At 40.3% G+C, this 12,253-nt stretch carries 13 protein-coding genes; 4 read left to right on the forward strand and 9 right to left on the reverse strand.

From position 1 onward, the window contains the following. Positions 1-24: 24 nt before the first annotated feature. Genes flgK through R3D71_08505 form a run of 4 tightly spaced genes read right to left on the reverse strand, consistent with a single transcriptional unit; the run spans position 25 to position 4,875 of the window. The gene (flgK, locus tag R3D71_08490) at positions 25-2,733 is read right to left on the reverse strand and encodes a flagellar hook-associated protein FlgK (protein MEZ5691686.1); all 2,709 of its coding nucleotides are present in this window, start codon (positions 2,731-2,733) and stop codon (positions 25-27) included. 55 nt (positions 2,734-2,788) lie between these two features. Beyond that, complete coding sequence (locus tag R3D71_08495) at positions 2,789-3,265, reverse strand: hypothetical protein (GenBank protein ID MEZ5691687.1); 477 nt, start codon at positions 3,263-3,265, stop codon at positions 2,789-2,791. A gap of 12 nt (positions 3,266-3,277) precedes the next feature. Continuing rightward, positions 3,278-3,634, reverse strand: a complete 357-nt coding sequence (locus tag R3D71_08500) for a rod-binding protein (protein ID MEZ5691688.1) — start codon at positions 3,632-3,634, stop codon at positions 3,278-3,280. Positions 3,635-3,666: 32 nt separating this feature from the next. Beyond that, complete coding sequence (locus R3D71_08505) at positions 3,667-4,875, reverse strand: flagellar basal body P-ring protein FlgI (protein MEZ5691689.1); 1,209 nt, start codon at positions 4,873-4,875, stop codon at positions 3,667-3,669. A gap of 209 nt (positions 4,876-5,084) precedes the next feature. Here R3D71_08505 and R3D71_08510 point away from each other — a divergent pair, with 209 nt between their 5' ends. From R3D71_08510 to R3D71_08525, 4 genes are all read left to right on the forward strand, one after another. After that, complete coding sequence (locus R3D71_08510; protein ID MEZ5691690.1) at positions 5,085-5,525, forward strand: flagellar assembly protein FliX; 441 nt, start codon at positions 5,085-5,087, stop codon at positions 5,523-5,525. A gap of 102 nt (positions 5,526-5,627) precedes the next feature. Beyond that, entirely contained in the window at positions 5,628-7,106 is a 1,479-nt protein-coding gene (locus R3D71_08515; GenBank protein ID MEZ5691691.1) for a DegQ family serine endoprotease, read from the forward strand. 110 nt (positions 7,107-7,216) lie between these two features. After that, on the forward strand, positions 7,217-7,906 hold the full coding sequence (locus tag R3D71_08520; protein ID MEZ5691692.1) for an ABC transporter substrate-binding protein: 690 nt from the start codon (positions 7,217-7,219) through the stop codon (positions 7,904-7,906). Positions 7,907-7,912: 6 nt separating this feature from the next. After that, entirely contained in the window at positions 7,913-8,422 is a 510-nt protein-coding gene (locus R3D71_08525; GenBank protein ID MEZ5691693.1) for a hypothetical protein, read from the forward strand. On the opposite strand, the gene ftsA is transcribed toward R3D71_08525, so the two are convergent. The 5 genes from ftsA to R3D71_08550 are packed head-to-tail and all read right to left on the reverse strand — an operon-like array spanning position 8,423 to position 12,067. Next, the gene (gene ftsA / locus R3D71_08530; protein ID MEZ5691694.1) at positions 8,423-9,697 is read right to left on the reverse strand and encodes a cell division protein FtsA; all 1,275 of its coding nucleotides are present in this window, start codon (positions 9,695-9,697) and stop codon (positions 8,423-8,425) included. Next, positions 9,697-10,608: an FtsQ-type POTRA domain-containing protein gene (locus R3D71_08535; protein MEZ5691695.1), complete on the reverse strand. Its 912-nt coding sequence runs from the start codon at positions 10,606-10,608 to the stop codon at positions 9,697-9,699. The genes ftsA and R3D71_08535 overlap by 1 nt, the downstream gene beginning before the upstream one ends. Then, on the reverse strand, positions 10,601-11,494 hold the full coding sequence (locus R3D71_08540; protein MEZ5691696.1) for a D-alanine--D-alanine ligase: 894 nt from the start codon (positions 11,492-11,494) through the stop codon (positions 10,601-10,603). The genes R3D71_08535 and R3D71_08540 overlap by 8 nt, the downstream gene beginning before the upstream one ends. Continuing rightward, positions 11,481-11,774 (reverse strand): type II toxin-antitoxin system RelE/ParE family toxin, encoded by a 294-nt coding sequence (locus R3D71_08545; protein ID MEZ5691697.1) that lies wholly within the window; start codon positions 11,772-11,774, stop codon positions 11,481-11,483. The genes R3D71_08540 and R3D71_08545 overlap by 14 nt, the downstream gene beginning before the upstream one ends. Beyond that, positions 11,762-12,067 (reverse strand): hypothetical protein, encoded by a 306-nt coding sequence (locus R3D71_08550; protein ID MEZ5691698.1) that lies wholly within the window; start codon positions 12,065-12,067, stop codon positions 11,762-11,764. Before R3D71_08550 ends, R3D71_08545 begins: the two co-directional genes overlap by 13 nt. Positions 12,068-12,253 lie beyond the last annotated feature (186 nt).

The following is a 12,253-nucleotide window of genomic DNA, read 5'->3' on the forward strand; positions in this document are numbered from 1 at the left end:
TTATCCTGTATCAGAAATAAAAATCTAGTTTACCGCCTGTATTAATGTATCAAATAAAGTGCTTACTACTGTTATAATCCTTGCCGAAGCGCTATACGAATTCTGAAAAACTATAGTATTTGCCAACTCCTCATCCAGATTCACCCCACTTATTGAGTCAGAGCGCTGCTCAAAACCATCGAGCAAACTTTGCGCGTTATCTTTTTCCGTATTCGCTATATTAGCTTTTGTCGCCGCCGCGCCGATAATCTGCCCAGCGTAAGCGGTGAAGGATTTACTAGTCTGTCCCAAACCACTTACCGCCTTAAAATCAATCGCGTCAATCCCAAGCTTCGCCAGTTTCTGTATAACACTATTATCACCTATATTACGCTCATAAGTGTATGGTGGCGGCTTGTCGCTAGTAGATGACACAGTAGTCTGCACAAGATTACCCAAAGAGATAAGATTAGGGTTATCAATAAGCCGCTGCTCAACATTTAATGAAAAAGCACTTCCCGAAGTCTTTATCGTCCGCTCATCACCATCATCCACAAAAAAATTATTAAGCCCTAAATAATGAGCAAAACTCCTATTAGTGGCAGCAACCTTTGGAGTATCATTAGGTCTTCCAAGCTCTACGCTATCCATTGAGTCAATCGCTATGTAATTATCACTATCCATCGCCTCAATTTTCAGGAAACCTTCTTTTGAGGTAGTATAAATTCCATTATTCTTCGCAAGCTCTACTCCATCCTTATCAACAAGCAACGCTCTTACTACCGGTTGGAGAGAAGCCGGTGGTACAATTTTACCATCAGCCGTCGCTGCTGTCGCCGCATAGCGCAAATTTCTAATATTAGGAGTATTATTATTTACCCTATAGCTTATTATAGAGTTTGATATGTTGCCCGTTCCATCATCAACAGCTACTTTAACATTCACTGTGTAAAATGATGAAGTCGGATTACTGCTTAAATCAGCGGTAAATGTACCGTCGTTCTTAGTACGAGTAATTTCTCCAGCAGGCACTTCCGAATATTTAGGAATAGCGGTCTGACCAGCGACAACAAAATTTCCTCCGGTAGATGCCGCCGTTGAAACCACAACATCAAAACTTCCCGCCTGCACATTACTTACCGTAAAAAGCTGATCAAAGTTATTAGTAGGAATTCCATCAATAGCGGAAGATGGCGGACTTAAATAAACCTTATCACCATCCTTTAGATTATGAACACCAGTAGTATTTACGGTAAGCACCTTACTTCCCGCTACTGTATTGTAGTTTCCGGCAAGAGCAATTGTCGGAGCGGTTGATATTGGCGCGGCGAGCAGAGTATTAGTGCTATCACGAATTTCAACATTAGTAACAAAAACATCAGCTTTATCTGCCGAGATATTCTCCATACTAAAATCAAAGTTAAATTGTGGTGGGAAACCAGGTAAATCATCTACGTTTGAAACCAAATTAATGTTATTTATATTACCAACCTCAACCTTATTCTGTGGAACACCAAAACTCCTATTTATCTCATCAATAATACCCTGAATTGTTGGTTGTCCTTCTCCTAAACCATAATCAAGAGTAGAAAGATCAATAGTAAGCGGTCTTGTCGCGTCCTCATCACCATAACGCGAGGCAATAGCCCGCCCATCATCACCTAAAACGGCTATTCTAATTTTCCCACCCCACTGTGAGTAATCGTCAGCGACAAGCGAGTGTGTCCCCGTATAGCTATTAGCACCGGGATAACCACTTCCTGAGTTATGCACAGCATTAACCTGATCTCGCAAAACCTGCGATATATTATCTAGCTGCGCGATTATTTCTGGTATCTGCTTATCTCTAATATCAATAAGCCCAGCAAGCTTTCCACTACCAACACCGCTTACTATGGAATCAGGGGTGCCCGATGTCACCAGCTCTCTTGGTGTTCCCAAACGATTTCCAACCTCGTCAAGACGATAAATTTGTATCGGTGCCAAAGAAGCGTTATTTACAAAACTAGTAACCGCTCCCGCCGCGCTATACGATAACTCATACACACTATCATCAAGAATACTAAATCCATTCGCGCTGGAAATATTTATCTCTCCATTACTTTTTTTGAAAATCTGTATTTCCATATATTGCGATAAATCTTTTACCAATAAATCACGCTTATCTTCTAATTCCGCCACAGATCTTCCAAGCGCTGATTCATTGCTTATACTAGTATTTAACTTATCAATCTCAACAATCGCGGAATTTATTGATGAGATCATAAGCGATATATCTTGATCCGCCTGAAAACGTAAGTCATCAAGCCCAAGCGATAAATCGCTCATCCGCCCACTTAAAGTTTTTCCTAAATTAATAGCGTTAATGCGTAAAGACGAATTCTCTGGCGTCTGCGCCAAAGATTGTACTGAGTTAAAAAAACTGCTTATATTAGCGTCAACACTATTCCTCTCACCGGGTTTCCCCAATAAAATTTGTATCCTCTCCGCATAATCACTTAAAGTATCACCTTTTCCTACTTCCGAGGTTTGTTGATTTATTGACCTAATAAGATAATCATCTACTTTTCTTACCACATCCTCAATTCTTACCCCAGCGCCCTGCCCATCAAGATATATGGACTCCTGATTTACTATCTTCCTGCTATACCCTTCAGTATTAGCGTTTGATATATTTTGCGACAGAACAGCAAGTGACTGCCGGTTGATATTAAGTCCGGTGAGCGAGTTATTTAATGCTAGGGCTAGACTCATAAAATTACCATAATCCTGTTATAATCACAATTAACCACAACCCACACTAACCACGTTAAATCGTTTTATTCAGTGTCACCGAAAGACTGTTAAATTTAGCCGCTCCGGCGTATCCTTTTATGTTGTAAGTGCGACTTTGCGTGGTTTCCTTAACTACATCGGTAATAGCCTGCACCACCTTACCATTTACCTCTTTAGCAAGAAGCAACCTGCGATTATTCTCCTTAAGCACACCACCTATAATCTCTTCAACATCCGCTAGCTCCTTCTTATCCTGAATGGTAAGCTCACTCAACATTTCAGGGTAACGCTCAACCAATTTACGCTGTGCCTCAAGCGCGTTGGTTATGAATATCTTTTCTTTCTGTAAATCATCAAGCTTAGAGATTTTCATCTCCTCCAGATAATCAACCTCCTCCGCTAATATTTGAGCAAGACGTGCCGTAAGCATAACCACATCCCTCACCCGAAAATCAGACGCTTTACGACCAGATTCTATATCCATCTTTATCATTCTCTGCGCGCCGCTCATAATATATCCCTCCTATACTTCCTGAAGATGCAGCAATTCTCTCTTAACATAATCAGCAATTCCTATGCCACCAGACTTAACAATCAATTTTCCGTATTCTTGAACCATAAGTCCTTTATATATCTCGTCGCTTTCCTTGCTCCCAAAAGCATCCGTTCCTATTGATTCTCCAAACATCTTATCCATCATCTGACTAATAAACACCGCTTCAAAGTCACGTGCCAAAGCGTCAATCTTTTGTTCACTAGCGTTCTTGCTAGCATCATTATTAATACTGCCAGTTAAGGTATTTTTTGCCACCAAACCTTTCTGATAAGCTGCGATACCAGCTTCGCTAACCAACAAATCTCCACCAATCGCTAAAGACATAAAACTGCTTCCTATATTTTCATTTATTCTGTTTATTTAACCAAAATCTCAGCCTGTAACGCTCCGGCAGTTTTAATTGTCTGCAAAATAGTAATCAAATCACGCGGGCTTACACCAAGTGCGTTAAGTCCACCAACCAGCTCTCTTAAATTAGCTCCTTTTTTAAGCACAGCCATCCTACCACCAGGGTTATCATTTACTGATATTTCCGTGCGCTGTACCACCTCTGTTTCCGCTCCTTCCGGCGCAAGTGGATTTGGTTGCGACACAATTTCCTTTTCTTCAACCCTAACGACCAAATTTCCCTGTGCTATAGCGACCGTATCAATACCAACATTCTCCCCAATAACTATCGTACCCGACGCTTCATCTATGACCACTTTCGCTATCTGATCCGTCTTTACTCTAAGATTTTCAATCTCAGCCAATAGCTTGGTTACATTATTACGGTAAACATCAGGTATTGATAAAACTACCGTTCCAGGATCAGTAACTTTAGCAATACTTGGACCTATATATTCATTAATAACTTCTGATACACGTCCAGCGGTGGTTATATCTGGATTACGCAGTGACAACTTCATCTCTTGCATTTTATTAAGAGCAAACTCAGTTTCTCTTTCAACGATGCCACCATTAGCTATAAAACCAGAAGTCGGCACCCCTTTAGTAATTGTAGTAGAATTTCCCTGTGCCCTAAATCCACCGATTGATACCGCTCCTTGCGCGACAACATAAACCTCTCCATCAGCGCCATATAGCGGTGTAGCAAGCAATGTCCCACCTGACAAATCCTTAGCGTCCCCCATCGCGCTTACTGATACGTCAACCTTGCTACCACTACGAGCGAATGGTGGCAAGGTTGCGGTAATAGTAACCGCTGCTACATTTTGTGTCTTAAGTGTAGTTCCCCTAGTGTTAACGCCTTGGCGTTCCAAAAAAGCGATAAGACTCTGCTCGGTAAACGCGCTGTTTTTTAACTTATCTCCGGTCCCATTAAGTCCAACTACCAAACCATAACCCATAAGGATATTTTCTCTTACTCCCTCAAACGTAACAATATCCTTAAGCCTAGAATCAGCGCGTACCGGAGAAGAAATTATCATCATATAAACACAGACAAATGATAAAAACGCTACCGGCAGCAATATAAATTTATAAAAAAAATCACTTACATCAAGCAATGCCGCAAGCTTATCCTCATGCTTAGTACTAACCGAGAAATCTGGATCTCTATTCATATACACCCCTTTAATGTTTTATTAATAAAACCAGCTCATCATGCCTCTAAAGCATGGATTTATTAATATTAGGGAATACAATGCAATTTATGTGCCATATCTGATTTATGCGTTATATTATATGATGTCACTCTATGCTCATCCTTTGACGAACTCATAAATCTTGTTATATTCAATAAGACAAATAGAGTTTAATAAATTATACAGCCATGAAAATTGAAACCTATAATAATCTGAAAAATATAGATAAATCTAAAAAAAGGGCAGGAGCTGGAAAATCCAGCTCTTTCTCTAACATGCTGGATATATCTGAAAATTCCGATACCATAAAAACCTCCTCTACGGCAAATATAGCGCCATCCCAACAAATATCTGGTATATTATCCCTTCAAGAGCTATCAGATGAGGAAATAAATCGTCAAAAATCCGTGAAATATGGTAATGACCTTCTTGATACTCTGGAACAACTCCGCAAAAGGCTACTTATCGGCACTATGTCTATGGACACCTTAAGAAACATAAAAACACAACTATCAAAGCAAAAACAAAATGTTATGGATCCACACCTGCTTTCTATCATAGATGATATAGATCTAAGAGCCGCCGTAGAGCTGGCAAAGCTAGAAGTCGCGACGAAGACCAATAAATAAAATCTCCTATTATCCCTTGAGATTTTCAAAACAGAGGTCTATATAGCTATGACATAAATATTAAACTTGTCCACAATGTCCAATAATTAGGGAGTTTGTTTTATGTCCACCTTACGATTTTTTCTCTCTTCATTAGCAATAGTTATATTCATCACTACTTCACCAGCTATGGTGGCAAAGCCAGCCATAGCGCAAGAGCCTCCAGCGAGTTTCGCTGATTTGGTGGATAATCTATTACCAGCGGTGGTAAATATCTCAACTACTCAAAAAATCCGAACTAGTGGTGTATTCGGTGACATGCCATTTCCCAACTTTCCGAATTCACCAGATATGGATCCATTCCGTGATTTTTTTGAGCGTTTCGGTGGACCAGGTCTTAATACACCTAAAGAAAGAGAAGTATACTCACTTGGTTCCGGCTTTATAATTGACGCTAGTGGTTATGTAATAACTAATAATCACGTGGTAGAAAAAGCGGAGGAAATTAAAGTGATACTAGCAGATCAGGAAAAATATACCGCTAAAATAATTGGTCGTGATCCAAAAACCGACCTTGCCTTGCTGAAAATTGACGCTAAAAAACCTCTACCATTTGTTACTATGGGTGATTCAGACACGATGCGTGTCGGTGACTGGGTAATCGCTATCGGCAACCCATTCGGACTTGGTGGCTCCGTTACTAAAGGAATCATTTCCGCTCGTCAGCGCAATATAAACGCTGGTCCTTTTGATGATTTCCTGCAAACTGACGCTCCAATAAACAAAGGAAATTCCGGTGGCCCTCTATTTAACACCAAAGGTGAGGTAATAGGCATAAACAGCGCTATATTCTCTCCAAGTATGGGTGGTGGTTCGGTTGGTATTGGTTTTGCTATTCCTACCTCACTGGCAAAACCGATAGTTGATCAACTGAAAAAATTTGGTCGTACTCATCGTGGTTGGCTTGGCGTTAAAATACAAAAAGTCTCCGATGAGATAGCCGATAGTCTGGGAATGAAAAAAGCGATTGGCGCGCTGGTTTTAGAAGTATCAGAAGGTAGCCCCGCCGCTAAAGCTGGCCTTAAAGCCGGAGATGTAATTACTCATCTGGATGGCAAAGAAATAGAGGAAATGCGATTCTTACCACGTATGGTAGCTGAAACCAAATCCGGTAGCAAAGTATCACTTACTTACTGGCGAAAAAACTCTTCCCATAACACCTCCGTTACTGTAGGTGAGCTAGATGAGAATGAGGAAAAAATTACATCAAGTAAAAATAATAAAAATAAGAATGATAATCATGATGGACAAAAACTGTTAGGAATGGAGATTACCCCACTTAACGACCATCTGCGCTCTCAGTTTAGAATAAAGTTAAAATCAGGCTTAATAATAACTCATATAGACAATAATTCAGAAGCGGAGAAGACTGGGCTTCAAGAAGGTGATATAATAGTAAGCGTGAATAACAATGCTGTTCAAAAAATATCAGATATAAAAAATATGATTGATACAGCTAAAAAATCAGGTAGAAAACATATATTGGTTAAAATAAACCGTAAGGGAAATGAAGCATTTATAACTCTCAATATAAATCAATAGGTTATACTCGTAAATAAGATAATATATAAAATTTTATTCAATCGTTAATAATTAAAATATTTTAATATACTATCCTATTTATTCCCGCAATCTTAATCTGGGATTTTGGAATGAACGCTTGTAAACAAACATATAGCCACACTAGTATGCGTATTTTATTCGTGGTACTTTTATCTGCCATATTACTAAATATAAATATCTCAGATAGCTTTGGCGGACAAAAAATAAAATATCCTGAGCTGCATGATAAGCGCCTTGAGTTTGCTACTAGTTTCGCTGAGATAGTACTCTCAGTAATAAGCGACCAGAAAAAAGAATATGATGAGCGCAAAAAAAATCTAAGTAGGTCTTTCAGCAATTCTATGGATATTGGCTGGATAGCCAAATTCGTAATCGGCAGAAACATAAGGCAGGCAACCGCTGAACAAAAAGAAACCTATACTAATCTTTACAGAAAATTTCTTACTAAAGTTTATGTTGAGAGCTTCGCTGAAAATCCTGATAAAAGAATAAACGCCATTGATATAATAAATGTAAGCGACACAAACACTCCTGATTTCACCGTATCTACCAAGATAAAACTTACCAATCAAGACGTGCTTAATGTTAATTATTTGGTACGTGAGGATAACAACTCATATAAAGTCCGTGATATATCTATAGAAAATGTTAGTTTAATAAATACTCATCGTGCCGAATTCACTAAACTTGCCAGCTCTAACGGCATAGCTGGAGTAATAAAAAAACTCAAAGAATTACTAAGCGAAGATAATGACGAGTTCAGCCTGACAATGAACTGAAGCCGTATGTTTGAAATAGGCGATATAATAACAGTCAACGATAAAATGCAGAAAAATTATCGCTATCGTCTTGATGCTCCAACCGGAGATGACTTCGCTTATGGCTTCAGCCCATGCTTTTCGCCCAAACAAATGCTAGAAATGGGGGTTTTTGAAGGCAAATACCTAAATGATTGCAAAGATGAATTCCCAAAAGACTGGTTCAAAGACGCCAAAATAAGCGATACTGCTGATCCCAGCCTTAACTCTTTCAAGATAAAAAGTCGCCAAAATCTTTCCGTATGGCAAGAAAAAGGCTGGATAATCGGTGATGATCCCAGAGGTTGGTTCCAATGGTATTGCCGCTATTATCTTGGTAGACGCAGCCCAACTATAGATGAAATACAAACAAAACGCTGGAAGAATTTCGCCCGCCACGCTGGACAAATCAAGGCTAATTGCAAAAAAGGAGACCTAACCTGCCGCCCCAGACAGCGCCAAGCCCTTCTCCAATGGTCATACGATCCTTTTATCTAATTAAAAATTATCCTTAAACCAGTGTAGAAGCTTCTCAAAACCAGCGCGCATTCCACCACGATGTCTGTGTATATCAAACATCTGCTCCTCTATTGGTTTCTTTACCCGATATTCCAACATACCAAGCGCGGTAGAGAAAGCCGGACCACTAACTGAGTCAGCAAGACCAGCTATCATATGTGGGCGACCTAAACGCACCTGCTTACCAAGAATATTACTCGCCATCTCACGCGCGCCAAGCAACTGACTAGCCCCACCAGTAAGAACCACCCTTTTTCCAGCAACCGTTGACAAATTACTTAGCTCTATCTTACTCCTTATCATCTCAAATATCTCTTCCATGCGTGGACGGATAATCCCAACCAACATTGATCGCGGCATACTATTTACATCGTCAGAATCTTCCTCACCCAAAGGCGGCACATCAAGCATTATCTGATCATCACTAGCGGTCGCTATGGCGCTGCCATGCAGTGTTTTAAGCCGCTCAGCGTGTGATAGGCTGGTTGAAAGACCTCTTGCTATATCGTTGGTTGCATGCGCCCCACCAATAGGTATTGAATCCGTATAAATATTCTTACCACCAGCCATAATACAAAAACTAGTAGCGCCAGCTCCCATATCAATAAGAGTAACACCTAGCTGTTTTTCATCCTCCTCCAAGCAAGATAAGGCTGAGGCATAAGGAGCCGCTATATATTCCTCTACGTTAAGATGGCAACGCCCAATACAATGAGTAATATTGCGCATAACACTGGCAAGCCCTACTATCATATGGACATCAGCTCCCAGCTTCTTACCAAACATCTTGCGTGGATCCATAATTCCCTTAGCGCCATCAAGATAGTAAGAAACCGGCACTGAGTGTAACACCTCATGCTCGTCATGGGCGACGCTCGCTCTTGCCTGTTCAATAATATCCATTATATCACGATCTGCCACCTCTTCCCCAAAAAGCGACATCTCAACCGCCACATTCCGCGAGTTAAGATTACCCCCAGAAAGACTTACTATAACATTTTCTATATTTTCTCCTGCCATTTGCTCAGCGGCGTGCACAGCGTTGGCAATTGAGGTCTCAGCCTCAGCAAAATCGGTAATAACCCCCGATTTTATTCCTTTTGACAACTGATGCCCGATACCGGTTATTTTTATCTCACCAGCAGTATCAATATTCGCGATAAAGCAAGCTATCTTAGCGGTACCAATATCCAGCACCGCGACACCATTACTTCCGCTTTTCTTCAATACCTTATTTGTTTTTTTAGCTTTCACTATATTTCTTTCGAATTATTATTCTTACCAGTTGTATCATAAGAAGGTAATTTCATAAATAATCTATCTCTAATACGCAAGTCTATAACTTTAACATCCCTATCCAGAATTTGCTGTTTTTTTTGTAATTCGGCAAGCTCTTTCCACACATCAAGAATTTTTTTTTCCGGCAACAACACTTCCACATCACCCTTATCCTCCGACAACGCGCTGCCTGAGCGTAAATATATATTCCATCTCCTACCACCAACCCATACGGCAGCGGTAAAACGCTTCTTAAGCTTATTATCAGTATCAAGTATCTCAAGTAGGGTTTTTACATTCTTTGGCGCGCCTTTACCAACAATAAGCGGCAGGTCTTTATAAGGCTCCATATCAATCCCGCTCATTACCACCCCATTATCATCAACTAATGATATTTTTCCTTTATACTGCCATAGAGCGACCGGTTCACGCTCTACTATCCGCACATAGAGAGTATCAGGCAACGAACGCTCCACCGATGCTGATTTTATACTATCAACTTCCTCTAATTTTCTGCGTACATCATCAATATCAACCCGCAATATAGGAGTATTCTCACTTACATCCACAACATCGTTAATAGTAGCGACAGGAGTTCGCTTACGTCCTTCCAGATAAAAATTTTTCACCCTATAACCAGCTTCCACCGTAACTCCATACACAAAATCAGAGCCAGCCTTGATTCCTCTACTCACAGCGCTAGTCTGCCATACCCATACACCACCATAAATCACCGCTATAAAGAGAGAACCAAAGAAAAATATACTAAACTTACTCTTAATGCTTTGCCACCGCCTTTGCCGCTCCTTCTCACGCATTATCTGCTGCGACTGCTTTTGCCTAGCAGTCATTGATGACTTCTTACTAGCGGATTTCGCCCTAGCCATATCTGGCTTCCTCAACCAGCCTACCGACAAGATTACTAAAAGAAATACCAGAATAAGCGGCTATTTCTGGTGATAGTGACAGAGATGTCATACCGGGTTGCGTATTTATCTCTAATATATAGAAATCCTTACCATCATAACGGAAATCACTGCGGGTAAGCCCACGACAACCAAGTGAATTATGCGCGACCACCGCCATTTCCATAACTATCTTTGTTTCATCATCACTAAGCGGAGCCGGACAAAGATGCTCGGTTTTACCATCAGTATATTTATTCTCATAATCATAAAAACCAGACTTAGGCCTTATCTCTAAAGTCCCAAGCGCCTGCCCATTAAGTACAGCAACAGTAATTTCTCTACCTTCTATATATTCCTCAACCAGCCAATTATCACCTTCTGTTAAATCAGGAATTTCATCACCTTCCCTAATAATATACACACCAACACTAGAGCCTTCATTAGCTGGCTTTACCACATAAGGGCACGGCAACGGATCACCTTTTAGAATCTCGTCCGCACCAACTACCTTGCCAGCAGGCACTTTAAGACCAGCATTTGCCATAATTATTTTAGCCAGCGGCTTATCCATAGCAACAGCGGAAGCAAGAACTCCACTATGAGTATAAGGCACTTGCATTACCTCAAGTAGCCCCTGTACACAACCATCCTCACCATATCTGCCATGTAGAGCGTTAAACACTATGTCAGGCTTCACCTCCGCGAGCTTTTTTGCCAGATCCCGTCCAACATCAATTTCGGTCACCTCATAGCCAAGCTCACGCAAAGCCCTAGCGCAAGCCGCCCCACTATTTAGTGACACCTCACGCTCCGCCGACATCCCACCTTTTAGCACAGCTATATGTTTCGCATTACTCATAATCATCTTCTTTCTGATGTTTTATAGCAACTATCACTACCAAATCACGGTCAAAATAATATTTATACAGAACTATATACCCGCTATTGCTAAAAGGAACTATTAATTCTCTTAATTCTGAGTCTTCAATTACTCTTCCTATAAAAGGAGATTTTTGTAAAACAACTATATGATTTCTGATCGCTGAAATAGCGCTGATGGCCGCGTCAACATTTTTAACTATAAGAAAATTTCTTAATCTTTCTATATCAGAATGAGCTTTTTCTGAAAAAATTATTTGTGGCATGGGATAATCTTAGAATTAACATCCTCCGGTAAAGAATCTACCCATTTATCAAATTCCTCAAAAGTAATATGCTCACCCGTTTCCTCATAATGCTTAGCCGCCGATTCACCTGCTTTGATAAAATTCATCCGTGCTGTTTCCATCTCCACGTAATGACTTATCGCCTCATTCATAAGAAAGTGAGAGGAACGCTTCCTAAAATCAGAAAGATTATGCAAAGCCTCCCTAACCTCAGGCTTTAACTTCACAGAAACCATATTGGTTGTCCTATCTTTTGCTGTTCTATTGCTCATGACAACTCACAATTATACTACTTTACGCCACTTATTATTAAAAGGTATTACCTTTTAATAATATATAACACAACAACTATTATGTCAACTTCCCTAACTTCACCCCATGGCAATCAGATTTGGATACAATGTCACCCCGCACGTGGTTAGCGGGGTCTGGTGGGTTGCAGAGCAATCTAGTGAAAA

The organism is Rickettsiales bacterium (genome assembly GCA_041396965.1).
GTDB lineage: Bacteria > Pseudomonadota > Alphaproteobacteria > Rickettsiales > SXRF01 > SXRF01.

Excerpts from the sequence above, each read along its gene's own strand:
- flgK (MEZ5691686.1), bottom strand. The coding sequence starts at position 2,733 with ATGAGTCTAGCCCTAGCATTAAATAACTCGCTCACCGGACTTAATATC.
- R3D71_08500 (MEZ5691688.1), bottom strand. The coding sequence starts at position 3,634 with ATGTCTTTAGCGATTGGTGGAGATTTGTTGGTTAGCGAAGCTGGTATC.
- R3D71_08495 (MEZ5691687.1), bottom strand. The coding sequence starts at position 3,265 with ATGAGCGGCGCGCAGAGAATGATAAAGATGGATATAGAATCTGGTCGT.
- R3D71_08535 (MEZ5691695.1), bottom strand. The coding sequence starts at position 10,608 with ATGGCTAGGGCGAAATCCGCTAGTAAGAAGTCATCAATGACTGCTAGG.
- R3D71_08550 (MEZ5691698.1), bottom strand. The coding sequence starts at position 12,067 with ATGAGCAATAGAACAGCAAAAGATAGGACAACCAATATGGTTTCTGTG.
- R3D71_08510 (MEZ5691690.1), top strand. The coding sequence starts at position 5,085 with ATGAAAATTGAAACCTATAATAATCTGAAAAATATAGATAAATCTAAA.
- R3D71_08515 (MEZ5691691.1), top strand. The coding sequence starts at position 5,628 with ATGTCCACCTTACGATTTTTTCTCTCTTCATTAGCAATAGTTATATTC.
- R3D71_08545 (MEZ5691697.1), bottom strand. The coding sequence starts at position 11,774 with ATGCCACAAATAATTTTTTCAGAAAAAGCTCATTCTGATATAGAAAGA.
- R3D71_08520 (MEZ5691692.1), top strand. The coding sequence starts at position 7,217 with ATGAACGCTTGTAAACAAACATATAGCCACACTAGTATGCGTATTTTA.
- R3D71_08525 (MEZ5691693.1), top strand. The coding sequence starts at position 7,913 with ATGTTTGAAATAGGCGATATAATAACAGTCAACGATAAAATGCAGAAA.
- R3D71_08505 (MEZ5691689.1), bottom strand. The coding sequence starts at position 4,875 with ATGAATAGAGATCCAGATTTCTCGGTTAGTACTAAGCATGAGGATAAG.
- R3D71_08540 (MEZ5691696.1), bottom strand. The coding sequence starts at position 11,494 with ATGATTATGAGTAATGCGAAACATATAGCTGTGCTAAAAGGTGGGATG.